Annotated in this window: 21 protein-coding genes and 1 pseudogene; 16 read left to right on the top strand and 6 right to left on the bottom strand. The window is 72.5% G+C overall.

Annotation, left to right across the window (positions count from 1 at the left end; translation table 11 throughout):
- Positions 1 to 28: 28 nt before the first annotated feature.
- Both OG956_RS38980 and OG956_RS38985 read left to right on the top strand, forming a co-directional pair.
- On the top strand, positions 29 to 1,450 hold the full coding sequence (locus tag OG956_RS38980) for a DNA primase family protein (RefSeq protein WP_330343293.1): 1,422 nt from the start codon (positions 29 to 31) through the stop codon (positions 1,448 to 1,450).
- Positions 1,447 to 1,821, top strand: coding sequence for a DUF6009 family protein (locus OG956_RS38985; protein WP_330343088.1), 375 nt, complete (start codon positions 1,447 to 1,449; stop codon positions 1,819 to 1,821). Before OG956_RS38980 ends, OG956_RS38985 begins: the two co-directional genes overlap by 4 nt.
- 120 nt (positions 1,822 to 1,941) lie before the next feature.
- Here the strand turns inward: OG956_RS38985 and OG956_RS38990 are convergent, their stop codons facing one another.
- Positions 1,942 to 3,930, bottom strand: coding sequence for an acyl-CoA dehydrogenase family protein (locus OG956_RS38990; protein ID WP_330343089.1), 1,989 nt, complete (start codon positions 3,928 to 3,930; stop codon positions 1,942 to 1,944).
- A gap of 413 nt (positions 3,931 to 4,343) precedes the next feature.
- On the opposite strand from OG956_RS38990, the gene OG956_RS38995 reads away from it, so the two are divergent.
- The 13 genes from OG956_RS38995 to OG956_RS39055 all read left to right on the top strand — a co-directional run bounded on the left by OG956_RS38995 (position 4,344) and on the right by OG956_RS39055 (position 18,650).
- A complete protein-coding gene (locus OG956_RS38995) occupies positions 4,344 to 5,027 on the top strand; it encodes a ScbR family autoregulator-binding transcription factor (protein ID WP_330343090.1) in 684 nt (227 codons plus the stop codon).
- Positions 5,028 to 5,196: 169 nt separating this feature from the next.
- The gene (locus OG956_RS39000; protein WP_330343091.1) at positions 5,197 to 6,396 is read left to right on the top strand and encodes a cytochrome P450 family protein; all 1,200 of its coding nucleotides are present in this window, start codon (positions 5,197 to 5,199) and stop codon (positions 6,394 to 6,396) included.
- A 374-nt stretch (positions 6,397 to 6,770) separates the two neighbouring features.
- Positions 6,771 to 7,406, top strand: a complete 636-nt coding sequence (locus OG956_RS39005) for a ScbR family autoregulator-binding transcription factor (RefSeq protein WP_330343092.1) — start codon at positions 6,771 to 6,773, stop codon at positions 7,404 to 7,406.
- Positions 7,407 to 7,646: 240 nt separating this feature from the next.
- Positions 7,647 to 8,480 (top strand): AfsR/SARP family transcriptional regulator, encoded by an 834-nt coding sequence (locus OG956_RS39010; protein WP_330343093.1) that lies wholly within the window; start codon positions 7,647 to 7,649, stop codon positions 8,478 to 8,480.
- A 93-nt stretch (positions 8,481 to 8,573) separates the two neighbouring features.
- On the top strand, positions 8,574 to 9,518 hold the full coding sequence (locus tag OG956_RS39015; protein ID WP_330343094.1) for an SRPBCC family protein: 945 nt from the start codon (positions 8,574 to 8,576) through the stop codon (positions 9,516 to 9,518).
- Complete coding sequence (locus tag OG956_RS39020) at positions 9,515 to 10,882, top strand: hypothetical protein (RefSeq protein ID WP_330343095.1); 1,368 nt, start codon at positions 9,515 to 9,517, stop codon at positions 10,880 to 10,882. Before OG956_RS39015 ends, OG956_RS39020 begins: the two co-directional genes overlap by 4 nt.
- Positions 10,883 to 10,959: 77 nt before the next feature.
- The gene (locus tag OG956_RS39025) at positions 10,960 to 11,751 is read left to right on the top strand and encodes a 4'-phosphopantetheinyl transferase family protein (protein WP_330343096.1); all 792 of its coding nucleotides are present in this window, start codon (positions 10,960 to 10,962) and stop codon (positions 11,749 to 11,751) included.
- Positions 11,752 to 11,926: 175 nt separating this feature from the next.
- A complete protein-coding gene (locus OG956_RS39030; RefSeq protein ID WP_330343097.1) occupies positions 11,927 to 13,933 on the top strand; it encodes a condensation domain-containing protein in 2,007 nt (668 codons plus the stop codon).
- A gap of 86 nt (positions 13,934 to 14,019) precedes the next feature.
- Positions 14,020 to 14,220 (top strand): acyl-CoA carboxylase subunit epsilon, encoded by a 201-nt coding sequence (locus OG956_RS39035; RefSeq protein ID WP_330343098.1) that lies wholly within the window; start codon positions 14,020 to 14,022, stop codon positions 14,218 to 14,220.
- A gap of 37 nt (positions 14,221 to 14,257) precedes the next feature.
- A complete protein-coding gene (locus tag OG956_RS39040; RefSeq protein WP_330343099.1) occupies positions 14,258 to 15,850 on the top strand; it encodes an acyl-CoA carboxylase subunit beta in 1,593 nt (530 codons plus the stop codon).
- Positions 15,851 to 16,157: 307 nt separating this feature from the next.
- Complete coding sequence (locus OG956_RS39045) at positions 16,158 to 17,033, top strand: AfsR/SARP family transcriptional regulator (protein ID WP_330343100.1); 876 nt, start codon at positions 16,158 to 16,160, stop codon at positions 17,031 to 17,033.
- Positions 17,034 to 17,072: 39 nt separating this feature from the next.
- Positions 17,073 to 17,798, top strand: a complete 726-nt coding sequence (locus tag OG956_RS39050; protein WP_330343101.1) for a phosphopantetheine-binding protein — start codon at positions 17,073 to 17,075, stop codon at positions 17,796 to 17,798.
- Between the two features lie 9 nt (positions 17,799 to 17,807).
- The gene (locus OG956_RS39055) at positions 17,808 to 18,650 is read left to right on the top strand and encodes a 4'-phosphopantetheinyl transferase family protein (RefSeq protein ID WP_330343102.1); all 843 of its coding nucleotides are present in this window, start codon (positions 17,808 to 17,810) and stop codon (positions 18,648 to 18,650) included.
- A 172-nt stretch (positions 18,651 to 18,822) separates the two neighbouring features.
- On the opposite strand, the gene OG956_RS39060 is transcribed toward OG956_RS39055, so the two are convergent.
- Positions 18,823 to 19,557, bottom strand: a complete 735-nt coding sequence (locus OG956_RS39060) for a thioesterase II family protein (protein ID WP_330343103.1) — start codon at positions 19,555 to 19,557, stop codon at positions 18,823 to 18,825.
- A gap of 339 nt (positions 19,558 to 19,896) precedes the next feature.
- Here OG956_RS39060 and OG956_RS39065 point away from each other — a divergent pair, with 339 nt between their 5' ends.
- Positions 19,897 to 20,718: an AfsR/SARP family transcriptional regulator gene (locus tag OG956_RS39065; RefSeq protein ID WP_330343104.1), complete on the top strand. Its 822-nt coding sequence runs from the start codon at positions 19,897 to 19,899 to the stop codon at positions 20,716 to 20,718.
- Between the two features lie 118 nt (positions 20,719 to 20,836).
- Here OG956_RS39065 and OG956_RS39070 read toward each other — a convergent pair whose 3' ends face one another.
- From OG956_RS39070 to OG956_RS39085, 4 genes and pseudogenes are all read right to left on the bottom strand, one after another.
- Positions 20,837 to 21,085 carry a phosphopantetheine-binding protein gene (locus OG956_RS39070; protein ID WP_330343105.1) on the bottom strand — a complete coding sequence of 83 codons (249 nt, stop codon included), beginning with the start codon at positions 21,083 to 21,085 and terminating at the stop codon, positions 20,837 to 20,839.
- 71 nt (positions 21,086 to 21,156) lie between these two features.
- Complete coding sequence (locus OG956_RS39075) at positions 21,157 to 23,439, bottom strand: helix-turn-helix transcriptional regulator (RefSeq protein WP_330343294.1); 2,283 nt, start codon at positions 23,437 to 23,439, stop codon at positions 21,157 to 21,159.
- 66 nt (positions 23,440 to 23,505) lie between these two features.
- Positions 23,506 to 23,940: pseudogene (locus OG956_RS39080) on the bottom strand (ATP-binding protein); the annotation flags it as partial.
- A 95-nt stretch (positions 23,941 to 24,035) separates the two neighbouring features.
- Entirely contained in the window at positions 24,036 to 24,296 is a 261-nt protein-coding gene (locus OG956_RS39085; RefSeq protein WP_330343106.1) for a PqqD family protein, read from the bottom strand.
- Positions 24,297 to 24,483: the final 187 nt, after the last annotated feature.

Here is a 24,483-nt window from a genome sequence, read left to right on the forward strand (position 1 = left end):
CAGCGTCCACAGCGCCCCTGAGGGCCGTATGAAGGGCCACAACGGCTCCAGAGCCGCCGCGGAGGCGACGCCCGACGGGCTGCTGCCGGACACCCTCAGCGACCGCGGCAACGCCAAACTCTTCGTCAGCCTGTACGCCAACGACTACCGGCACGTGCCGGGGCTCGGCTGGTTCCGGTGGGACAGCACCCGCTGGCAGATCGACGAGGACGACACCGTGCTCTGGGCCGCGGGCGACCTGGCGGAGTCCCTCGCCACCACCGACCCGCGGGGCGTGCACAGCACGACCGCCCTGCAGCAGCACCGCCGGCGCGCGCTGAGCACCAGCGGGATGAACGCGATGCTCACCCAGGCCAAGTCGGCGCCCGGCATGGTGCTCAACGCCGCGCTGCTGGACGCCGATCCGTACGCGCTGTGCACCCCCGGCGGCATCGTCGACCTGCGCACCGGGCTCAAGCGCGTGCCGGACCCGAACAAGGACTTCCACTCCCGCTCCACCACCGCCACGCCCGAACCCATGCCGACACCGCGCTGGGACCGGTTCCTCACCGACACCTTCGGGGAGGGCCCCGAGGGCCGGGAGATGATCGACTTCCTGCATCTGCTGCTGGGCTACTCCATCACCGGCGACGTCGGCGGCCAGGTGATGCCCTTCCTGTTCGGCTCCGGCAAGAACGGCAAGTCGGTGCTGCTGGACGTGGTGATGAAGCTCGTCGGCGACTACGCGGACGCGGCCCCGCCCGGGTTCCTCATGGCCCGCCCCTACGAGGGACACCCCACCGACCTGGCCGAGCTGCACGGGCGCCGGGTCATCGTGTGCAGCGAGGTCAAGCCGGGGGACCGGTTCGACGAGGCCCGGGTGAAGCTGCTGACCGGCGGCGACCGCATCAAGGCACGGCGGATGCGGCAGGACTTCTTCAGCTTCCAGCCGACGCACAAGCTGTGGCTGCTGGGCAACCACCGGCCCGAGGTGGGCACGGGCGGGTTCGCGTTCTGGCGGCGGATGCGGCTGATCCCGTTCGAGCGGGTCGTCCCCGACCACCGCAAGGTCGACAACCTGGCCGACATCCTCGTGACGGAGGAAGGGGCCGGCATCCTCAACTGGCTCGTCACCGGCGCCCGGCGCTACCTGAACGGCGAGCGGGACCTGCTGGGCCCGGAGGCCGTGCGCATCGCCACCACGGCGTACGCGGAGACCGAGGACCACATCGGGCGCTTCCTCGGCGAGTCCTGCCGGCGCGAGCCGGGCCTGAGGGCCGAACAGGCCGGTCTCTACGCGGCCTACCGGACCTGGTGCCAGAATGAGGGCGCCCCGGCCGTGTCGTCCCGGTCCTTCGCCGCACGGGTCCGGGAGGTGGTGGGACTGGCGTCGCCGAAGGAAATGATCCTGTCCAACCAGCGCAAGTACTATCCGGGCATCGGGTTGGCCGCCGACGAGGAGTCAGTATGAGTGCCCTCATAGCCGAGGACGAGATCGTCCACGAGGTCGACCTCGTCTGGCTCGAGGACATCAGCGCCCTGGACTACGTCCGCCAGAGCCTGGACCGGCTCCCGTCCCGCCGGGGCAGGCCCGCCTACCACCGCGACGGCCGCATGGTCGGCTACGCGCTGCTCGGCCCGAAGGCCAAGCCGTCGCGCTCGTCGGGCACCTTCCGGCGCCGGGTGTTCTGGCTGCTGCCGCACGACCGGGACACCGTCCCCGACGGGCTGTACGCCACCGGGGCGCCCGCCGAGGCCGTCGATCCGCGCACGCTGGCGCCGGGGAGCAAGGGGCGCAAGACGGAGCGGTCGGAGGGCGGGGCGGTGTCGTCGCCGCTGTAGACGGCCTGCGCGGCGGTACGGGGACAGACCGGTGCCGGGTGGGCCCGAAGCCACACCCGGCACCGAGAACGACAACCGTGCGGGGGAGCGGGTTATTGCTCCCCCGGGCGTTCCGTGGGCTTATTCGGCGATGTCCGCGTAGTCGGCGAGCGGAACCCGGCCGCCGTTGGCGATCGGGATGGCGGCCAGGTACTCCTCGGGCAGGTCGAAGGCGTCGACGAGCGTCCTCATGCGCGGAGCGAGGCCGTCGACGACCGTGTCGATGACGAACGGCAGTTCGCCGACCTGCTCGGCACTCATGTGAGCGTCCATCAGCAGGTCGCCGGTGTGGCTGCGGATCTGCTCCAGCAGGAACAGCAGGCACAGCCCGTCCAGCAGCTGCCGTGTCTCGGGCTGCGTCACCCGCTCCGCCGCTTCCAGGAAGGCGTCGGCGGCCCGCAGCCCGGCGTGCACGGAGACCATCTCCAGGGCCGGTGACGACGCCCTGTTCCAGCGGGCCACCGGATCCTTGGCGGGCCCACGGCGCAGCGCGGCCCGCGCCCGCCTCTGCCAGATCGCCTCGGCCTGTGCCAGCAGGGAGCGCAGGAAGCGGGGGTTGGTCAGTTCCCGTGGGCCGGTCCGCGCGGCGGTCCGGGACCCGGTGGCCGCGGTGGCGAAGAGCAGCTCCGCCGCCGCCTTGGCCCAGATCACCAGGTTGTCGCCCTCGGCGGTCACGGTGCCCTCGACGTAGTCCGGGAAGCCGGCCAGCGCGTTGACCGCGAACAGGCCCTGGGCGCCGCAGCGTTCACGGCACTCGGTGGTGATGGCGCGGGCCTGCCAGGTGATCCATCCCTTGGCGACGGCCACCAGGCGCTCCGCCTCCTCGCGCGTCTCGTCTGTGTGCCGAGTCCACGCGGTGACGGCCGACCGGTGCAGGAAGGTCATCGCATACGCCGTGGCCAGCGACTTCAGCAGGCGGCCGTGATGGGTGCGGTGGGCGTTGACCGGGATGCGCTGGCCCGCCTTGGGACCGGTCACACGGCGGTGCTCGCCGTAGCGGACGGCGATGGCCAGCGCGGCCCTGGAGGCGCCGACGGCCGCACCGCTCATGCATATCTTGCCCACGGTGACCCGGCCGATCGAACGCAGGAATCGCTTGCGGCGGTTGCCCAGGGTGCTGGTGAGGACGCCGTCGTGGCCGAGGCGGCCGTGCTCGGCCTCCAGGAGCGCCTCGCGCGGCAGCCGTACCCGGTTGAAGGCGGTCAGGCAGTGGTCGACCGGAGCGCCTGGCCGCATGGGCAGCCGACGTACCCGGATGCCCGGCAGCAGGCCGTGCTCGTCGCTCAGTGGGGTCAGGAACAGGTACACGCCCTGGTCCTGACCGTTCGTGATGAGGCGGGCCGCGACCACGGCGGTCTTGGGCCCGCCGGTGGTGCTGGTGTTGGGCATGAACTTCTGCGCCCCGGAGTGCGGGGTGTGCAGGACGAACCCGCCGGTGAACGGGTCGAGTTCGGCGGTGGTCTCCAGCGCGGCGGCGTCATTGCCGTGGTCGAGTTCGGTGCACAGGAACGTGCCGATGCGTCGCATGGACGTGAACTCGGACAGATCCCGGTGCTCCGACGGCTCATGGTCGAGGAGACTGCCGAGGAAAAGGTTGTAGTGGATGCTCGCCACCGTGCACAGGCCCCCGCCGCCGTCCACGATCGCGGCCCACTCGTGCAGGCTCGCCAGCAGGCTCGGGTCGGTGGCGAGGCTCTCGGGCTCCCCGATGGCGTCGTTCACCAGCCGCAGCCACTCGTAGGACTGAACCGTCTGTTGGGCAGGTGAGCGGCCCGGACGGTGACGAAACGTTTCGTTGCGGATCAGCCGGCGCCACCGCTCGTGGACCCGCTCGCGCTCGCCGCCCTCGCCGAAGAGCAGCCGGGCCATGTCCTGAGCGGGCGTGGCGTCGATGCTGCCGAGTTCCTCGAGGGCGAGCGTCTCGATCGCGTTCAGATCGTCCAGCCGGCCGGCCCGGAGATGGTCAGTCCTCGGGTGGTCGCCCGGCAGGCCGGTTAGCGGTGGCTGAGACGCCGTGGCATCGCCGGAAGCGGCGGTCTGTATGCACGGCTGGGTTGTCAGAAGGGCCATGTCCCTCTCCCCCGTCAGTTCGCAGATCCGAGTAGGGATGTGCAGGACCCAGAAGATACGGACCTACCGGTTTTCTTATCAAGCCAAAAAATGGCAAAGCGCGAGCCGTTGGCAGAGGATCCTTGAGGCATCTGCCTGGTGTTGCGTAGCGGAATATCCCATTCTGCAGAGCGCAATCCGGACTATCCGCAGTGGCATGCGCTATGGGAAACAACGTCAAATACCGCGCGTGAGGTTTTCTTCTTCCCTGGTCACCCGACGAGCCGACGGCATTGCCGACAAACGGGGCATGTGCGGCTGATCTTCTCCGTCACAGTTGATCGCATGGCTGGGGGATGGCAAGATACAAACCTGTCGGTTTATTTTCTTCCCGGAAAGTAACCGTCACCGAGCCGATAGCGGAGGTGAGGGCCGTGGCGTTGCAGGAACGGGCCATCAGGACGAGGCGGGCCATCCTCGTAGCTGCTGCTGGAGTCTTCGCCGAGGTGGGCTACGAGGCGGCGACGATCTCGGAGATCCTCCACCGGGCCAACGTCACCAAGGGGGCGCTGTACTTCCACTTCGCCTCCAAGGAGGAGCTGGCGCAGGCGGTGCTGGCCGGCCAGCTGGCGTCGATCCCGCCCCCGCCGCCGCAGGAACTGATGCTCCAGCAGGGCATCGACGAAGCCTTCCTGCTCGCCCATCTGCTGTCGGAGGGGGATCCGTTGGTGCAGGGCAGCATCCGCCTGACGGTCGAGCAGGGGGCCCCGAGCGACGGCCTGGACCGAAGGGTGCCGATGAGCGGGTGGATCGAGCACAACATCGAGATCCTCGGCAAGGCGAAGGAGAACGGCGAGCTGCTGCCGCACGTGGATGTCGCGGCGACGGCACGGATGTTCGTCGGGGCGTTCACCGGCGTGCAGATGCTGTCCAAGATCATGTCGAATCATGCCGACCTGCCGGAGCGGGTGTCGGACCTTCAGCGTCACCTGGTGGCGAGCATCGCGGTCCCCGCGGTGCTCATGCAGCTCGACACGGCCGCCGACCGGGGTGCCCGGGTGTACGCGGAGGCACTGCGGCTGCGTGAGGCCGCCGAGAAGGTCCCGGCCGCCGGCTGACAACCGGCGGGAGCGGAGCTACAACTGAACAGTCGTCGGGGGCGTGACCGCGTACGTCCCCGGAGGGGAGGGCGGGGGACCCCTCCCCTGGGCAAGGTGCCATCTGTGCAAGACCGACCCGGGGAGTACGACGATGAATACGGCTGCTGTGTGTCCTTATGCCCTGGACGTGACCGGGCGTGACCTGGCGGGGGAAGCCGCCATGCTGCGGGCGCAGGGACCCGCCGTCCAGGTCCAGCTGCCCGGCGGTGTGATCGCCTGGGCCGTGGTCGGACAGCGGTACGTGGAGCGGCTGCTGACCGACTCTCGCGTCTCCAAGGACGCCCGTCTGCACTGGCCCGACTTCATCGAGGGCCGTATCACCGAGGAGTGGCCGCTGTACCCGTGGGTGGCGAACGAGAACATGCTGTTCGCCTACGGGGAGAGTCATGCGCGGCTGCGCCGGCTGGTCGCCGGGGCCTTCACCGCGCGCCGCACCGAGGCCATGCGCCCCCGGGTCGCCGAGATCACGGCCGAACTCGTCGACGGCCTGGCCGCCCTCCCGGCCGACACCCCGGTCGATCTGCGGACGGCCTTCGCCGAGATACTGCCCATGCGGGTGATCTGCGAGCTGTTCGGAGTCCCGCAGGGAGGACCGACGGACGCCCTGTGCGTCGCTCTGCACAAGGTCTTCAGCACCACCCTGCCCGGACAGGAGATAGAGGCCGCGCGCATACAGGCCTTCATGCTGCTGTCGCAGCTGGTGCAGGACAAGCGGGCCGAGCCCGGGGACGACCTGACCAGTTCGCTCATCGCGGCCCGGGACCAGGACGACCGCCTGAGCGAGGCGGAACTGCTCGGCACGCTCTTCCTGATGATCGCCGGTGGACAGGACACCACCGCAGCGCTGATCACCAACGCCGTGGGCGCGCTGCTGAGCCACCCGGACCAGCTGGAGCACGTGCGTGCCGGCCGGGCCGGCTGGCAGGACGTGTCGGCCGAGACGATGCGGGTGCACACTCCCGGCGCCTACTCGCCGATGCGGTTCGCGGTGGAGGACATCGACCTGGACGGGGTCCTCATCCGCAAGGGCGACCCCATCCTGGTCAACTTCGCCGCGGGCGGCCTGGACCCCGAGCGCTACGGCCCGGACGCCGACCGGTTCGACGTGCTGCGCCCCGAGCGCGACACGCTCGGTTTCGGGCACGGCGCGCACCGCTGCATGGGCGCGCCGCTCGCCGAGGTGGAGGCGACCGGAGCCTTCGCGGCGCTCTTCGAGCGCTTTCCCCGGATGCGGCTCGCCTGCGCTCCGCAGGAGCTGGAGCCGATGTCCAGCTTCCTGATGAACTCCTACCGTGCCCTGCCGGTGCTGCTGGACCCGCAGGACTGACGCGCAGGCGAGGCCGGCGGCGGGACTCCGTCCGCCCCCGCACCGGGGCGGACGGAGTCCCGCCGCTTTGTGCCTTGTGCGTGGCCGAGGAACCGCTTGAACATCGGCGGAGCGCGCTGGGCGGACCGGAAAACCGCGTGGCAGGTTCATTAAGCTGCGTATGTTCTGGGAAGGCTGCCCAGAAGCAGGAGCGAAGCAGGATCCCCAGCGCGCTGCGCCACCGCGCAGCCGCCGGTCACATCCGCCCGACCAGGAACAACGCCGACGATCAAAAATGTACCAAGCGTGCGGTTTGTTAAGATCCGCGTGGTTGTTCCGGTCCGGGGCAGGCGTATGAGCGCCTCAGGTCTCCGCGCGCTGAGGAGGAGGGTGTGATGGTCAAGCAGGTGCGGGCGGCACGGACGCGCCAGTCCCTGATCCGTGCGGCGGCCGAGGTGTTCGCCGCCGACGGGTACGCCCTCGCTTCCCTTCCGGCGATCAGCAGGCGCGCAGGGGTCAGCGCCGGCGCTCTCCACTTCCACTTCGCCAGCAAGGACGCCCTGGCCACCGAGGTGGAGTCGGCGGCCGCGGACTCGGTCGAGAAGCTGGCCGAGCGCTGCCGTGACGCGGCAGGGACGTCCTTGCAGTCGCTCATGTCCGTGATGTCCGGCCTGTTGCTGGCCGTCGCCGACGACCCGGTGGTCAGGGCCGGCTTCAAACTCAGCGGTGACCCCTCCCGGAAGGGCCGTGCGGCCATGCTGGGCTGGTGGCACGACTGTGTGCGCGACCTGGTCCTGCAAGCGCAGCGCGCGGGCGAACTGGCGGACGGGGTCTCGCCGGATGACGCGACGACCACCATCGTGGCGGCGACCGTCGGCATGGAGCTGGTCTCGGCGGCGGACGACGACTGGCTCTCGGCCGACCGCATGGCGCAGTTCTGGTCCTTCATCATGCCGCGGTTGGCGGCTGTTCCCGAGCGTGTGCTCGTGTCAGTGTCGGACGAGACGCGGACACAGGGGTCTCTCCAGTAAAACAGCATGCACGGTCTGGTAATGGCTGGGTCAAATACCCCGGCGCTACCGGCACTCTTCTGTTGATTGTCCCGTTTGCCCGGCTTCTTCCGGGGCGTTGGTCCGGTCAATTGAGCGATCCTCGGGTGCGGATGGAGAGCAAGCAGGTTTCCCGGTTTGGCATTGACATACCGCACGCGCTGTTTTTTACTCGAGGTGCTAGGGAAACGCTGCAGACCGCACGGGAACGGGGGAGACGGCGTGGACATCGATGTACTCGGCACACTCGCCGTACGGCACAAAGGGGTGTCCATCACGCCTACGGCGCCCAAACCGCGCCAGGTGCTCGCCCTGCTGGCGCTGCGCGCCGGCCAGGTCGTCGCGGTGGGCGCCCTGTCCGAGGAGCTGTGGGGGAGCAAGCCCCCGCGCAGCTCCCGCGCCACCTTGCAGACCTACATTCTGCAGTTGCGCGAACTCATCACGGCCGCCCTGGAGAACGGCCCCGGGGACGACGCCGGAAAGCGCTGCCAGGCCAAGGACGTGCTGCTGACCGTGCCCGGTGGCTATCTGCTCAAGGGCGGCGACGGCACGAGCGACGTGCGGGAGTTCGAGCGGCTCGCCGGCTCCGGGTACCGGGCCATGGACGCCGAGGACTACCCCCAGGCCGCCCGTCTGCTGCGCGAGGCGCTCGAACTGTGGACCGGGCCCGCGCTCGCCGACGTCCACACGGGTCCTCATCTGCAGACCGAGGTCAAGCGGCTGGAGGAGAGCCGGCTGTGCGCGCTCGACCAGCGCGTCGAAGCGGACCTGCGGCTCGGCCGGCACCGTGAGCTGCTCGCCGAACTGACCGTGCTGGTCAACCGGTACCCCACCCACGAGAGCCTGTGCGGCCAGTACATGCTCGCGCTGTACCGCTCAGGGCGCCGCGGCGAGGCGCTCGACGCCTACCAGCGCCTGCGCGCCACCCTGGTGCGCACCCTCGGCCTCGAACCGTCCCCCGCGCTCGCCAAGCTGCAGCGCTCCATCCTGATGTCCGGCCCCGACACCCTCACGGCCCGCCCCACGACGGGCGTGTCCGTGGCCCCCGTCGGCTGACGAGCCCTCAGCCACCACCTCCTCCACCAGGAATCGAGCCCCGCTCAGGCCCTGCGGTGCAGCGTTGATCACACCTGGAGGAGGGGGTCGCGCATGTCGTCGCAGCGAGTGCACGCCGCCCAGCACACGGTCCCGGTCGCGGCGCCCGCGGGCGTCGTCTACGGCCTGCTCGTCGACGCCCCCCGCTGGCCCGTTCTGCTGGCCCCCTACATTCACGTCGAACGCGTCGACTTCGACGGCACCGAGGAGGACCTGCGGCTGTGGCACCTGCTCGGCGGCCAGGTGTCCTCCGCCCTCGCCCGCCGCGTGCTGCGGCCACAGGAGCGCCGTATCGAGTTCGAACGGCGCGATGCCCTGCTGCCCGGAGCGCCGACGTCCGGTACCTGGAGCGTGGCGCCCGACGGCGACGGCAGGTGCCTGCTGACCCTGCGCCATGAGCGCCCCGCCGGGCCCCACGAGACGCCCGGCACCCTGGAGACGGACGTGCGGGCCGAGCTGGAGGAGCTGCGCCGGGCGGCCGAGCGCTGGGACCGGCTGGACGAACTGCTGCTGTCCTTCGAGGACAGCGTGTACGTCTCCGGCTCCGCCGAACTCGTCTACGACTTCCTCTACCGCATCGAGGACTGGGCCGACCTGGTTCCGGACGTCGACCGGGCCCAGGTCACCGAGGACCGACCGGGTGTGCAGACGACGGTCCTGCACACCTGCGCCCCGGAGACCGGGGAGACGATCCTCTCCGAGGCCGTACGGCTGTGCTTCCCGGCCGCCGGACGGATCGTGCACAAGGAGACCGTGACACCCGACCCCGTCGCCGCGCACTACGGGGAGTGGTACCTGGAGCCCGACGAGACCGGAGTGCGGGTCGTCTCCGCCCACCACGTGATGCTCCGGGAGAGCGCGGTGGAGGCCGTCCTGGGCGGCGGCGCCCTCCTCGTGGACGCCCGCCGGTATGTGCGCGAGTGGCTGGGCCGCTCCAGCACCGAGGCGCTGAGCCTGGCGCGGTGGCACGCCGAGAGCGCCGTACGCCGACTGCGATGAGCCCGCCGGAGAACCACCGTACGGCGACCGGCACCACGACGACGAGGAGATCGGCGATGGCCCTGACCCGGCCCGTCTCGCGTGTCGGGCGGCCCCCGACGCCCCGGACAGCCCCTGACCCCGCGGAGCCGGCGGCCGAAGCGGCGCGCCTGGAGGAACTGCTCGGCGACCCCCGGGATCCCGGCAACCCCTACGGCCGGTCCGCCCTGTGGGCCCAGGAGCACGGCACTGTGCCGGCCCCTCCCGCCGGCCTGCCCGGCGCCGGGGAGCCGCGGCCGGCCGCCGACCGGCTCGCCCGCGCCCTGCGCCCGCTCTTCCGGCGCGATCTCGCCCTCGCTCATGCCTGGGGCATCCGGCCGCTGCTGTGCGCACCGGTGCCGCACCCGGCGGCCGCGCTGCTCGGGCCGGGGGCGCTGACCGCGGCGGCCGGCGGCGTCCTGCGCGGTGCGGCCGGCATCGTGGACGGCCTCGGCAGGCACGAACCCGGCGTCAGGCAGTGGCAGCCGGTCCTGGCCTCGGCCTTCGCGGATCTGCTGGCCTGCGAGAGCCTGACGGCCGTGGCTCTGCGGTCCGGCCCGCCACAGGAGCGCGGCGCGGACGGCCCCGGGCCCTCGCCGCAGCAGGGGGAGGGGCTCGCCGCCGTCGTGGGGTATCTCGTACCCCAGCTGGTCGGTGAGCTGCTGGGCGATCTCGAACTGGTCCTGGACGAGTGCGGTTTCCACCGTGACACGCCCGAGCGGCGCACGCTGGCCAGGATCGTCCGGGAGCGGGCGTTCGCCGGAGTCGACTGGACGGCCGCCAGTACCGCGCAGGCCCGCATCGTGCGCGGGCTGAGGGAAGCGGACGGCCCGTGGCCGGGGGACGGTACGGAGTGTGCGGCGCTGTTCCGGATCACCGAGGCCGCTCCCGCCGTGGCGCCAGGCGCGGACCGGGTGCCGGCCGTCGCGGCCACACTGGCCGGTGCCACCGCCCGGCTGGCCGGTGCGGACGAGCCCGCCACCGCGGCGCTCGCCCGGGTCGGCCGCAGACTGGTCGTCGAGCGGCGGGCGGTGGCCACGGCTTGCGCGGCCACCGCCCCGCACCATCCCGCTGACCCGGCGGCACGTGCCCTGGCGGACCGCCAGGCCCTGCTGGTGCTGGCCGGCGCCGTGCTGGGGGTGCGGGAAGCGGCGGCCGGGGCACGGCTGCCCTTCCTCGGCGGAGCCGGCTGGGCGCTGCTGGCGCTCGGACGGATCACCGAGCGGCTCGGGCTGCCGCTGCCCGACCGCACCCCCGATCCGCAGCCGGGCGTGTGGGCGGAGCTGGCCCGGCGCGGGGCGCACGGCCTGGACTGCGATCTATATGCGACGAGGCTGCGGTGGTGAGCGCGCGGGTCCGCGTCCCGGCGGGACCGTTTCCGCCGCCGTGTCACGTGCCCGGGCCGGACGGGCCGTGGGAGGAGGTGCAGGAGCGGATCGAGGAGACGGGCCGGGCGGTGGTGCACACCACGTGGGGCCAGTGGCTGGCACCCGCCCTGCTCGATCCCGGGCTGCGCACGCTGCTCGGCCGCGACTGGCCCCGCTACCGGCAGCACCCGGCCCCCGCCGGGCGGCTGAGCTTCGCCGTCTCCCGGGTGGTGGTCAAGCACGCCGCCGCCGCTGCCCTCCAGGTGCCTGCCGGGCGGCTCGACCTCGCCTATCTGCCGGGCGGGCGGCCCGTGCTGCGGGGACTCGGTGCGGACCTGCAGGTGAGCCTCACCCACACCGACGAGCTGATCGTGGTCGGCGTCAGCCGCGCGGGCCCGGTCGGCGTGGACGCCGAGCCGGCCGGGCGCCGGATCTCCTTCGAGCTGCTGCGGGGGCACGTGTGCACTCCTGGGGAGGCCGAACTGCTGGCGGCCCTGCCCGAGGAGGAGCGCACCGACCGGTTCCTGCGGCTGTGGACGCTGAAGGAGGCGTACACCAAGGCGCTGGGGCACGGCATGCGGCGCCGTTTCTCGGCGGTCGGCTTCGCATGGGACGCGTCGGGGGCCGCCGGGCTGACCGGGGACACGGCCGGGGAGTGGGCCTTCGCCACCCATCTCGTCCAGGAACGCTTCCTGGTGAGCGAGGCGCACCGCCTGGATGCCGTGCCGACGTCGGAGGGCAGGCTCCGGGCGCCCTTACCCGTCGAGCCGGGCAGGACCCCCCTGAGGGAGCCGCCGGGCCCCCGCGTCGTCGGTCCTCCGGGGGCGCGGGGCCCCGGACGGCGGTGAGGCGAGGCGTCGGCGGCCGGTTCGGGCGGGGGTGGCGGGCCGTGGCCGGAAACGCTGTGCAGAAACGATTCGAAAAGGAGGTCGGGGTACCCGGCACCGCTGCTGCGGCACAGGTGTCCGGCGCCCCGGGCAGCGGATGAGGAGTCATCACTCGCACACGGGCGCCGTCCTTGCCGTGGTGCATGAACCGCTCGGCACCCGGACCTCGTCACCACTCGTCTTCGAGCTGTGCGGACTCGCCCGTGCGGAGGCCGAGGCGATCGCCGCCCGCGTCGCCGAGCGCCATCCGGCGTACGACGTGGAACTGGACGGCGCCCTGGACGCCGGGCGCCCCGGCCGGCATCTGCTGCGGCTCACGCCGCGCGGCCCGGCCACACCCGGCCTGCCGCTGAGCGACGATCTGCTGGCGGACCTGCTGGCACCGCTCGCCGCGGGCACGATCACCATGACCGGGCACCAGCGTGAGCTGCTCACCGCGGCGGTGGACGCCGAGGGCGGCCCCGGCCGGTACGTGGAGCAGATCTTCTGGGACTGGGCGGGCCCGTTGGACCTCACCCGGTTCATCTCCGCCTGGCAGTCCGTCGCCGAGCGGGAGGCGGTGCTGCGGGCGTCCTTCGACTGGTCGGGTGCCGCCCGCCTGGTGCTGCACGAGCGCGCGGTGGTGGAGGTCGTACGTCATGTCCACGCCGCCGTCGGCTGGAGCGAACTGCTGCGGCAGGACCGGGCCCGCGGGTTCGAGCTGTACCGGCCGGGCCTGCTGCGGGTGTCGCTGCTCGACGGGCCGCCGGACACGACCGGCGCCGGGCGGTCGCCCACCCGTGTGCTGGTGACCTATCACCGGGCTCTGCTCGACGAGCGCGGCGCACGCCTGCTCCTGCGGCAGTTCTACCGCTCCTATCTCGCCGGCGGGATGCTGCCCGGCGGTGACCGGCGGCCCGACATCCGCGACCACTCCGAGTGGCTGGCCCGCCAGGACCCGGCCGGGGCCCGGGAGTTCTGGGCGGCGGCCGCGCCGCCCGCGGGCGCCGCCGTCAGCCCCGGCCGCCCCGGCGGACCGCCCCGGCACGCCGAGGGGCCCGGCCGGATCCAGCGCCGGCTCAGGCCGCCCCAGACCTCCCGGCTGCGCTCCTGGGCCGCGGGCAGGGGTGCGGGGGAGAGCAGCGCGCTGCACGTGGTGTGGGCGCTGCTGCTGTACCGGGCGGCCGGGGCCGACGGGCCGCTGCCGGTGGCCTTCGGCGTGCACCTGTCCGGGCGGGACATGTCGCTGCGGGCCGCGGCCGACATCCCCGGACTGCTGGGCAACCCGCTGCCGATGACGGTGACCGTGGACCCCGCGGCGCCGCTGGTGGACCTGCTGTTGCAGGTGCGGGACGCCGCGCTCGACCTCGACCCCTACGCCTGGGTCTGCGCCGACCGGATCCAGGAGTGGAGCGGGCGGGCCCCCGGCCCCGGCCTCACCGAGACGACCGTCCGCTTCGACAACCCCCCCGAACTGCCGGAGAACCTGCGCGCCGAACTGGCGGCGCAGGGCATCCGGGTGGGTGTGCCGCGCAGCGCGGGCGGCGACACGACCCTGCCGGTCACCCTCGTCGCGCACTACGACGCCGAGGGCGCCCTGGTGCTGACCGCTCTGTACGACAGGGCCAGGTTCACCGACACCGACGCCTCCGGCACCCTCTCGCAGTGCCTGCACCTGCTGCGCAGCCTGCCCGAGCACCCGGACGAGACGTTCACCGTCGCCGACGCGCTGCGACTGCTGGGCAGCTCCGAGGTGCCCCGTATGACACCACCGGGCCCGGGCGGCAGCCGGCTCGCGCTGGCGGTGCTGCGGGCCGGGGAGGCTCAGGCGGACGTGGTGTGCCTGGTCACCGTCCCCGGTGTCACGCCCGGCGCGTACGACACGCTCGTGCACGAGCACGCGGGGCCGGAGCGCATCGTGCTGCTCAGCGTGACGGGCCGGGCCGTGTCGCCCGGCACCCTCCAGGAAATGCTCGGTCCCGGGCGGCAATTGATCCTGTGCGGCGCCGGTCCGGCCGGCCGGGTCGCCCTTGAGATCGCCCGTCGCACGGCGGAGCAGACCGGCGAGACCCCGGCCGTGGTCATGACCGGGGTCGGCGGTGCCGCGGAGAGCGCGCAGGCACTGTCCCGGGCCCTGCGGGCGGTGCGGGCGCGCAGTACCTGACCGCCGCCGGCGCCGACCGGTTCTCTAGCGGGCCGAGACCCCCTCTTGAGCGCCATGGCGGACCGTGGCCGAAAAGAGGAGGCGGCATGGGCGACACGGACCACGGGGAACCGGCTCTGCGCGTCGAGCGCGGCACGGCGACCGAGGAAGAACTGGCCGCACTGACCGTCGTACTGCTCGCCCTGCGCGGCGGGCCGGCGGAGGAGGACGCACAGCGGCGGCCGATCAATGGTTCGCGCTGGTGGCGGCGGCCCCGAGCCTACCAGGGATCGCGCAGCTGGCAGTGATGGATGCTTTCGCCCCTTCAGGAAGGGATCTGACGACATGTCGATGACGATGGCCGCCGCCGAGGCCGAGGCCGGTCCCGCCGACATCCGCGGGCGGGTCGGCGAGCTGCACGAGATCCGTGCGCGGGCCGTGGCCGGCCCCAGCGAGAAGGCGACCGAGGCGCAGCACGCCAAGGGCAAGCTGACGGCACGGGAACGGATCGAGCTGCTCCTGGACCCGGGGTCCTTCCAGGAGGTCGAGCAGTTGCGTCGGCACCGGGCGAGCGGGTTCGGGCTGGAGGCGAAGAAGCCGTACACCGACGGTGTCATCACCGGCTGGGGCACGGTCGAGGGCCGTACGGTCTTCGTCTACGCGCACGACTTCCGGATCTTCGGCGGCGCGCTGGGCGAGGCCCACGCCACCAAGATCCACAAGATCATGGACATGGCCATCGCGGCCGGCGCGCCGCTGGTGTCGCTCAACGACGGCGCGGGCGCCCGTATCCAGGAGGGCGTCTCGGCCCTCGCCGGCTACGGCGGCATCTTCCAGCGCAACACCAAGGCCTCCGGCGTCATCCCGCAGATCTCGGTGATGCTGGGCCCGTGCGCGGGCGGTGCGGCCTACAGCCCCGCCCTGACGGACTTCGTGTTCATGGTCCGTGACACCTCGCAGATGTTCATCACCGGCCCGGACGTGGTCAAGGCCGTCACCGGCGAGGAGATCACCCAGAACGGGCTCGGCGGCGCCGACGTCCACGCGGAGACCTCCGGCGTGTGCCACTTCGCCTACGACGACGAGGAGACCTGCATCGCCGAGGTGCGCTACCTCCTGTCGCTGCTCCCGCAGAACAACCGCGAGAACCCCCCGCGGGTGGTGTCCGCCGACCCCGCCGACCGGCGCGGTGAGGCTCTGCTCGACCTGGTGCCCCTCGACGGCAACCGGCCCTACGACATGACCCGGGTGATCGAGGAGATCGTCGACGACGGCGAGTACCTGGAGGTCCACGAGCGCTGGGCGCGGAACATCATCTGCGCACTCGCCCGGCTGGACGGGCACGTGGTCGGCATCGTCGCCAACCAGCCGCAGACGCTGGCCGGCGTGCTGGACATCGAGGCGAGTGAAAAGGCCGCGCGCTTCGTGCAGATGTGCGACGCCTTCAACATTCCGATCCTGACGCTGCTGGACGTGCCCGGGTTCCTTCCCGGTGTCGACCAGGAGCACGGCGGAATCATCCGCCACGGCGCGAAGCTGCTGTACGCCTACTGCAACGCGACCGTGCCGAGGATTTCGCTGATCCTGCGCAAGGCGTACGGAGGTGCCTACATCGTCATGGACTCCCAGTCGATCGGCGCCGACCTCACCTACGCCTGGCCCACCAACGAGATCGCCGTCATGGGCGCCGAGGGCGCCGCGAACGTCATCTTCCGCCGCCAGATCGCCGAGGCGCCGGACCCCGAGGCCATGCGGGCGCGGATGGTCAAGGAGTACAAGGCCGAGCTGATGCACCCGTACTACGCGGCCGAGCGCGGCCTCGTGGACGACGTCATCGACCCCGCCGAGACCCGCGAGGTCCTCATCCGGTCGCTGGCCATGCTGCACCACAAGCACGCCGACCTGCCCTCCCGCAAGCACGGCAACCCCCCGCAGTAGGGCCAACAGACCAAACCTGTTGGTCTGTTTGATACTGCATGAGGATGCTGGGCGGTCTGTTCAGTCAGGGTCCGAGGGCGGATCGCTCCCTCCTGCGGGAATGCGGGCCGGTCCGAGGCGGATCCTGGCGTGCCGTCAACGCTGCTGACCTACCCCATAGTTGCAGGTGAATGGCGGTCTTCGAGACCTGCTGTGCCGTCACTTGAGAGTTGTTAAAAACAGAACGTACGGTCTGCTATTGACATACCGTGCGCGCTGTTTTTAAATCGTGTAGTGCCAGCAGCGCAGGTGAACTAGGGGAGACGGCGTGGACATCGACGTACTGGGCGCACTGGACGTGAGGGAGAACGGGGTGTCCGTGGCCCCCACAGCGCCGAAGCCACGCCAGGTGCTGGCGCTGCTGGCGCTGCACGCGGACCGGGTGGTGCCGGTCGCCTCGCTCATCGAGGAACTGTGGTCGGGCCGGCCGCCGCGCAGCGCGCGCACCACCCTGCAGACCTACGTGCTGCAACTGCGCGAGCTCATCGCGGCGGCGCTCGCCCACGACACCGCGGAGCAATCCGGTGACCGTGGCGCACGCCGTACCGCCAAGGACGTGCTGCTCACCCTGCCGGGCGGATACCTGCTCTCCTCCGGCGGCGGCACCAGTGACGTCCGCGAGTTCGAACGGCTGGCGGGACAGGGCTACCGGGCCATGGACGCCGGTGACTTCGCGGGTGCCTCGCGCACGCTCGCCGCCGCCCTGGACCTGTGGTCGGGATCCGCCTTCGCGGACGTGCAGACCGGGGTCCAGCTCGCCATGGAGGCCAAGCGTCTCGACGAGAGCCGGCTGTGCGCACTCGACCAGCGCATCGAGGCGGACCTGCGGCTCGGCCGGCACCGCGAAGTACTCGCCGAGCTGACCGTGCTGACGAGCCGTTACCGCACCCACGAGAACCTGCACGCCCAGTTCATGCTCGCGCTCCACCGCTCCGGGCGCCGCGGCGAGGCCCTCGCCGTCTACCAGCAGCTGCGCACCACGCTCGGCCGCGACCTGGGCCTGGAACCGTCACCGCGGCTGCGCCGGCTGCAGCACTCGATCCTGATGGCCGCGCCCGAGACCACGCCGGGCCCGGCGGCGCCCGCCCCGGCTCCCCGGACCACGCACCGCCCGTACGCCGGACCCCTGACACCGACCCACTGACCCTCCGGCGCGGGGGCCGATCCCTTGGAGGCATCCACCATGACCAGTGAGCCGACGGCACCTTTCGGTGCCCGCGGCGACATCCTCGCCGAGCTCACGGCCGTGCTGGCCGGCGTGGTCCACGTCGACCCCGACCGGGTCGACCCCGAACAGCCCTTCCCCGTGCTCGGCCTGGACTCCCTGCTCACCGTCGAGTTCGTCGCGGCGGTCAGCCGGCACTTCGGCGTCCGGATCGCCGCCGCGGCGCTCTACGAGCACCCCACGCCGGCCCTCCTCGCCCGCCATGTGGCAGCCGTCCGCGGCGGTGCCGAGGAGGCCCCCGCCGTCCAGGACCCCGGTGCCTCCGCCGCGGTGCTCCAGAGCCTGCGCGCGCAACTGGCGCGGATCCTGCACTGCGACCCCTGGGAGATCGACGGCGGTGCCGCCTTCGCCGAACTGGGCATCGACTCCATCCTGGCCGCCGAGTTCGCCGCCGCCGTCAACCGCGCCTACGGCCTGACCGAACGCCCCGTCACCGTCCACGAGCATCCGAGCCTCGCCGCCATGGCGGCCTACGTCGCCTCCCGCACCCGGGGCACGGTGACCCAGGCCGCGCCGGGCGCCGGCAGTGCCGTACCGGCCAGGGCGGAGCGGAGGCAGGAGCCGGTCACCGTCGCCGCGAAGCGGCCCCCGCTGTCCCAGGACGAGGTGGTCGCGCTGCTCGACGCCGTGCGAGGCGAGAGGATCGGCGTCGACGAGGCCGCCCGGCTCCTGGCGGATGGATGAAGCGGCGCCATGACGATCACCGCACCGGAGCCCCTCAGTGCCGGGCCCGCACCGCTCGGGGAGACGCAGGCCCCGGTGAAGCTGTGGCTGTGCCCCAACGACGCCCTGCCGCCGGCCATCGCCGCAGACCTGGCCTCGCACTGGCTCGACGAGCGTGAACACAAGACGGCGGCCCGCTTCCTCTTCGAACGCGACCGCCGGCAGTACCTGGTCGCCCACACCCTGGTCCGTCGCGCGCTGGCGCTGGAGGCCGGCCTCGCCGAGGCCGAACTGGTCATCTGGCGCTCCTCGCGCGGGCGGCCCTTCCTGCAGCCGCTGCCCGGCGGCCTGCCGCGCGGCGGCGACCACCTGGACTTCAACCTCTCCCACGCGGGCGGCTACAGCCTGCTCGGTATCGTCCGCAGGCACCGCATCGGAGTCGACGTCGAGGGCCTCGGCCGGGACGCGCAGGCCCTGCAGACCATCCTGACCACCTTCACCCCCGAGGAGCAGCAGTGGGTGGCCGGCGCGGCCCGGGGACGGGAGCGGGACCGGCGGGTGCTCAGGCTGTGGACCCTGAAGGAGGCGTACTCCAAGGCACGCGGACTGGGCCTCGGACTGCCTTTCGACGAGTTCTGCTTCACCCTGGCCGACGACCGGGGCGTGCTCGCCTTCCGGCCGCCCGCCGACGATCCGGCCGGGCGCTGGCGGTTCCTGGAGCTGGAGCCGGTGCCGGACGTGCTGGCCGCCGTGGCCGTACCCGCCGACGAACACGGCGCCCCGCTGCTCGAGCTGCACCACGGGTTCCCCTGGAGCCGCGCCACGCCGCACACCATCGCCCTGCCCGAGCCCGTGGGCGCGACGCATGGCTAGTGCCCCGCCGGACGTCCCCGTACTGGACGTACTCCGGCTTTCGGCCGGTGCGGCAAGAGGGCCTGCCGGGCGTCGCGACGGGGCGAACGCTGCCTGTCGGGGCACCAGGTGCTGTCGTCGGCGTGGCGCCTTCCAGCTGGGCGGCGGGAGTCCGCGGACGGCACCAGGGGGCTCAGCGGCCGGGCGCGGACGCCGGGCGCAGGGCCTCGGTCACGTCGTGGGTCACCGCCCGGGCCACGGCCGCGAGGTCGTCCTGGAAGTAGAAGTGACCTCCCGGGAAGACGTGCGTCGCCAGCAGCCGGGCACAGTGCCCGCTCCAGCGTTCCAGCGCGGCCGGGCCCACCACCGCGTCCTCGGCGCCCCCGAACAGGGACACCGGCACCGGCAGCGGTTCGCCGGCGGGCGCCGGACGCCAGCTCTCCACCAGACGCAGGTCGGCGCGGATGACCGGCGCGAAGTACCGCCACAGGCCAGGGTGGTTCAGCACCTTCGGAGGGGTGCCGCCCAGCTGGGCGACCCGGCGCCGCAGCTCCTCGTCGGACAGCTCCCGGGCGCGCGCCGGCACGGGCGGGCCGTTCCGGCGGGGCGCACCGCAGGCCGAAAGGCCCAGCCACACCGGAGGGCGGCCCCGCGCCGTCAGCCTGCGGGCGAGTTCGTACGCCACCAGCGCGCCCATGCTGTGGCCGAACAGCGCGAACGCCGGCTCCCCGGCGCCCAGTTCGGGGGCCAGCCGGTCGAGGTGGTGGGCCACCAGGGCGTCACCGTCGCTCAGCGGCGGCTGCCCCGCCAGCGTGCCGTGGCCGGGCGCGTCCAGTGTCGTCACCCGCCAGCCGGCGGGGAACTGCGCCGGCCAGTTCTGGTACATCAGCGCTGAGCCGCCCGCGTGCGGAAAGAGGAACAGGCGCACCGCGGGGACCGTCGCCGGCGCGTCTGCCGGTGAGGCGGAACCGGGCGCTCGCATCGCGTCTCCGTTTCACATCGGCGGGCGGGAAGAGATCGTGTGCCCGCAAGGCTATCCGTCGTCCCGAATTCCACACCGGAATCGACAGTTCATTTCCAGCATTGGTACACGTGTTCTTGAGTGCTTTACCGGCCTTACGCAACACCCCACTTGGAGTGCCGCTGGAGGACCGCTACAGAAAATCGCTCGGGGGGCATGGACACGGCTAGCGTGGCGTGGTGGCGGAGAATTTCAGGCCACCAAAAGGAACTGGACAAGGAACTCGACGAGGTGGGGAGGCCACCGATGCAGATTCAGGTTCTGGGTCCGTTGAGTGCCGAGGTCAACGGGGGATCAATCGTTCCGACGGCCGGTAAGCCGCGACAGATTCTGTCGCTGCTGGCGCTCTATCCCGGGCGGGTCATGCCCGTTCCCACGCTCATGGAGGAACTCTGGGGAACCGAACCTCCGGCGAGCGCGCTGACGACCCTGCAGACCTACATCCTCCAACTGCGCAGGCGGCTCGGTACGGCCATGGGCCCCGGCGCGCCGACCGGAGCGAAGGACGTCCTCGCCACACGGCACGGGGGATATCTGCTGCAGATCGACAAGAGCTGTGTCGACGTGCACCGGTACGAGGAACTCGTCAGGCAGGGACAGGCCGCGTTCGAGGCGGGGGACAACGAGGCGTCCGCGGCGCAGTTCCGCGAGGCACTCGACCTGTGGACCGGCGCACCGCTGGTCGACGTGAAAGCCGGACCGGTCCTCGACATCGAGGTGATGCGGCTTCAGGAGAGCCGGCTGGTGACCGTGGAGCGGCGCATCGACGCCGATCTGCGGCTCGGTCGTCACGCGGAGCTGATCGCGGAGCTGACCGAGCTGACCGCCCGCCATCCGCATCACGAGGGCCTGCACTCGCAGGCCATGGTGGCGATGTACCGGTCGGGCCGGCAGGCCACCGCGCTGGAGGTCTACCGCCGACTGCGCATGCGGCTCATCGACGAACTCGGCGTGGAACCCTCGCCGCAGCTGCAGCGCCTGCACCAGGCCATGCTGGCCGTCGATCCGCAGCTGGACGTGCTCGCGGGGCCGCGCCGCACCTCGACGTTCGACCTGTTCGCGGCGTGACGGGCGGCACCGCCCGGACCACAGAGCACGGCACGCCCCACCCGCCACGACACGGAACAGCACCGAACCGCCGAACCGCCATCCGGGGACGGCGGCTTCGGCGTGTTCGCGCAGGGGCTCAGGCGGCCGCCTGCAACCGGGTCACCGTCTCCCACAGGACCGCCGGAGTGGCGAAGGTGTCCAGGGAGAGGGCCTCGTCCACGAAGCGGATGTCGTAGGCGCTCTCCAGGGAGCCCAGCAGCTCCACCGCACCCAGCGAGTCCAGACCCGAGACCCTGAGGTCGGTGTCGGCCTCCAGCGGTTCCTCCGCGTCGAGGAACGGCAGGTAGTCGCGCAGGAGTTCCTCGAACTTCTTGTCCCAAGCCATTGCTGACCTCACCCTTTTGTATGTCGTCGGTGTCTCGATGGAATACCGGTCGTGTCGGCAGGGGGAACCCGTTACTCACCCCTAACCAGGTGGCCGGCCGTCGTGGGCGGGCCGTCGGGGGACAGGGCGAACGGCAGATCGCCGCGTCCGCTGATCCGGAGCTTGCGGTACACCTTCGTCAGGTGCTGCTCGACCGTGCTGACGGTGAGATACAGCTTCGCGGAGATCTCCCGGTTGGTCAGTCCCTGCGCCGCGAGCGTCGCCACCCGCTGCTCGGAACTGCTCAGCGTGCCCTCCAGCCGTTCCGGTCCCGGCCGCTCGGCGCGGTCCGGCGCGGGGTCGCTGAGCGGGGCGTCGGGCAGGATCTCCTTGCACAGCGCGGTCGCACCGCACTCCTTCGCCAGGTTCCACGCCGCCCTGATCGTCGCCGTCCCCTTCGCCGGGGCGCCCGCCTCCGACTGCCGGGCCCGGCCGAGATCGGCCATCGCGTGGGCGGTGGCCAGCCGGTCCCCGGAGCGGTGGAGTTCGTTCACCGCCTGTTCCAGCAGCGAGATCCGCTGCCGTGCCGGTCCGGTGGTCAGTGCCCGCTGGTGCAGCGAGACCCCGCGGACCCAGGGCCGGCGGGCGTCCGGCAGCGCCAGCTGCTGCAGCACCAGCTGCTCGGCCTGCTGGGACTTGCCCAGCCGCAGCAGCGCCTGGGCGGCGTCGGTGCGCCACGGCAGGCAGGCGGGCCGGTCGATGCCCTGGGCCTGCATGATCCGGCCGATGGTGAGGAAGTCGGTGAGCGCGGCCTGCGGCTGGTTGCCCGTCAGATGGTGCAGCCCGCGGGCGTGCAGGAAGGCGAGCCCGTCCAGGCTGTCCAGCAGGACCGCGGGCACCGGCCGGTCGCACAGCCGCGAGGCCTCGGTGTAGTGGCCCATGGCGCTGTGGGCGCGGATCAGCACCGCCGTCGCCGCGTACGGCAGGCCCCCGCCACTGCGCTCCGGCAGCGACTGAAGGGCCCGGTCGGCGTAGGCGCGGGCCTCGGCCAGGTCGCCGATGCGCAGCAGCGCCTGCGCGTGCAGGGTGGCGAACACCGCGGCCCAGCCCGGCGCGTCACGCCGTTCCGCGTCCTCCAGCAGGGTGCGGCTCCAGGGGACGGCCCGCTCGGGATGGTCGGACAGCAGCAGCGAGCGCAGCGCCTGCACGATCGGCGTCATCGTCGCCTCGGCCGGACTGGCCGAGCGCAGCAGACGTTCGGCGGCGGAACCGGCGTCGATCACCATGTCCAGCGGCGAGGCGCCCGGTTCCTCCCCTTCGGGGTCACCGTCGCCGAGCAGGCGCGCCGCGTCGGTGAGGCGTCCCTGGAGCAGGAGCAGCTGGGACAGCGGCTGGGTGCCTTCGCCGTCGAGGCGGCCCTCGCGCAGCGCGGCGAGCGGGCCGGTGACCAGCCGCTCGGCGGCGGCCGGGTCGAAACGCCAGGTGACCTGGGCGAGCCGGATCGCCACACCGTCGCGCCGCACGTCGTCGGCGCACAGCCGGTGGGCCGCCTGCAGCAGGCCGAGGGCGCCGCGGCCGTCGTCCTCGGCGAGCAGGCTCTCGGCCGCGTCGCACAGCAGTTCCGTCTCCTCATCGGTGGCCGACCGGGCGGTACCGGCCACGGCGGCGGCGGACAGCAGGTGTCCGGCCGCCTCCACCGCCGGGCTGCCCCGGCGGTGCAGCAGCAGGGCCGCCCGGCGGTGGAGGGCGGCCAGGTCGGCGGGGGCGAGGGCGCCGAGGACCGCGTCGCCCACGGCGGGGTGCGCCAAGCCGGCGTCGTTCAGCAGACCCGCGCCGTGCAGGCCGGCCATGGCCTGCCGCACGGCGGGCGGCGCCAGGCCGGCCAGCTCCGCGATCCGCTCCGGCGTGGCGGCCTCGCCCAGCAGCGCGGCGGCCCGGGCGACCGCCGCCGCGGTGGCGCCGACGCGGTACAGACAGGCGTGGACGGCCTGGACGAAGGGGCCGTCGACGTCCGGGACCGGGCCGGCCGTGCAGCCGGTGGCCGCGGCACCGGCCGGGCCTGCGGCGGCAGGGGCGTGCGGCGCGGGCGCCGGCGGGCGGGTCCGGTCGGTGAGGACACGGGGCACCTCGGCCGCTGCCGGGGGCCAGGTGCCGTGGTGCGCCGGTGCGGTCGGTCCCGGGCGGGAGGCGGCGAAGCCGGCGGGGGCCGTGAGCGCGCGCTCCTGCAGAAGGGCACGCAGCAGGAGGGGGTTGCCGCCGCTGGTCTCGTACAGCAGCGAGGCGTGCTCGCGGCAGCCCGCGCGTTCGGCCAGTGCGGTCACCTCGGCCGGCCCGAGACGCTCCAGGCGGATGCGGCGGAACGTCGGCTGGCGCATCAGCTCGGTCGTGAACGCCGGGTCGCCGGCCTCGTGGTGGACCGTGGTGGCCACCACCAGCAGGATGCGCGAGGGCCGTGCGTAGCGGGCGAGGTACTGGAGGAAGGCGAGGGACTCGTCGTCGGCGTGGTGGACGTCGTCCAGGCACAGCACCAGCGGGCTGCTCTCGCTCATCTCGCGCAGCTCGGCACAGAGGGCCTGCAGGTCCTCGATGCGCGGTGTCCGGTCCGCCGTGTTCTCCCACAGCGCCGGCCCGGACCGGCCGGCCAGCAGCTGGCGGACCACGCCCCACGCGGTGGCGCGCTCGGCGGGGAAGCCGGTCGCGCACAGCACGACGGCCCCCGCGGCCGCGGCCTGTTCGACCAGCAGGTGCACGAGCGCGCTCTTGCCGCAGCCCGTGGGCCCCTCCACGAGGACCGTGCGGGAGTGCCCCTCCGCACAGTCCGTGAAGGAATCCGTCAGAGTCCTGATCGCCGTGGTCCTTCCGACCAACGTCATAGTCGCCCCGTCTCGGTTGGTCCACCCCTAACCTGGACCAGCCTGACCACACCCCCTACAGGGGTGGTGGAGCCGTGGCGGAACGCGGCACGCGCCGGTCAGGGCTCGGTGCGCACCAGACCGGCGTCGCGCAGTTCGTCGACCCAGATGTCCATGTCCGCGAGGGTGTCGGCCGGTTCGGTGCCCCACAGCGACGCCAGCATGCGGGCCGCGGCGCCCACGTCACCGCTGTGCCGGCGCAGGGCGAGCCACATCGCCGTACCGACGGGACCGCAGCGCACCGCGCGGGCCGGTGCCGACGGCTCCGGCACCACGTCCAGGCGCCCCTGCGCGTCGACGCTCACGCTCAGTCCGGGCATCGGTTGAACTCGCACACGTACCTCCAGCCCGCGAGCGGCCCACGGCTTACCAGGTCGTCGGATTCACGCGCGGCGACGTACACCGGAAAACGGAATGCCGTCCGGGGGCGCCAGAGCGGTGAGAACCAGGAATCCATCCTGGTGGGTGCGGTCGGGCCTGGCAACGGTCCGTACCCCCCTACAAGGA

Source organism: Streptomyces sp. NBC_00557 (assembly GCF_036345995.1).
Classification (GTDB): domain Bacteria; phylum Actinomycetota; class Actinomycetes; order Streptomycetales; family Streptomycetaceae; genus Streptomyces.

Excerpts from the sequence above, each read along its gene's own strand:
- OG956_RS38980 (WP_330343293.1), top strand. The coding sequence starts at position 29 with ATGAAGGGCCACAACGGCTCCAGAGCCGCCGCGGAGGCGACGCCCGAC.
- OG956_RS38985 (WP_330343088.1), top strand. The coding sequence starts at position 1,447 with ATGAGTGCCCTCATAGCCGAGGACGAGATCGTCCACGAGGTCGACCTC.
- OG956_RS38990 (WP_330343089.1), bottom strand. The coding sequence starts at position 3,930 with ATGGCCCTTCTGACAACCCAGCCGTGCATACAGACCGCCGCTTCCGGC.
- OG956_RS39005 (WP_330343092.1), top strand. The coding sequence starts at position 6,771 with ATGGTCAAGCAGGTGCGGGCGGCACGGACGCGCCAGTCCCTGATCCGT.
- OG956_RS39015 (WP_330343094.1), top strand. The coding sequence starts at position 8,574 with ATGTCGTCGCAGCGAGTGCACGCCGCCCAGCACACGGTCCCGGTCGCG.
- OG956_RS39020 (WP_330343095.1), top strand. The coding sequence starts at position 9,515 with ATGAGCCCGCCGGAGAACCACCGTACGGCGACCGGCACCACGACGACG.
- OG956_RS39035 (WP_330343098.1), top strand. The coding sequence starts at position 14,020 with ATGGGCGACACGGACCACGGGGAACCGGCTCTGCGCGTCGAGCGCGGC.
- OG956_RS39040 (WP_330343099.1), top strand. The coding sequence starts at position 14,258 with ATGTCGATGACGATGGCCGCCGCCGAGGCCGAGGCCGGTCCCGCCGAC.
- OG956_RS39050 (WP_330343101.1), top strand. The coding sequence starts at position 17,073 with ATGACCAGTGAGCCGACGGCACCTTTCGGTGCCCGCGGCGACATCCTC.
- OG956_RS39055 (WP_330343102.1), top strand. The coding sequence starts at position 17,808 with ATGACGATCACCGCACCGGAGCCCCTCAGTGCCGGGCCCGCACCGCTC.
- OG956_RS39065 (WP_330343104.1), top strand. The coding sequence starts at position 19,897 with ATGCAGATTCAGGTTCTGGGTCCGTTGAGTGCCGAGGTCAACGGGGGA.
- OG956_RS39070 (WP_330343105.1), bottom strand. The coding sequence starts at position 21,085 with ATGGCTTGGGACAAGAAGTTCGAGGAACTCCTGCGCGACTACCTGCCG.
- OG956_RS39075 (WP_330343294.1), bottom strand. The coding sequence starts at position 23,439 with ATGCGCCAGCCGACGTTCCGCCGCATCCGCCTGGAGCGTCTCGGGCCG.
- OG956_RS39085 (WP_330343106.1), bottom strand. The coding sequence starts at position 24,296 with ATGCCCGGACTGAGCGTGAGCGTCGACGCGCAGGGGCGCCTGGACGTG.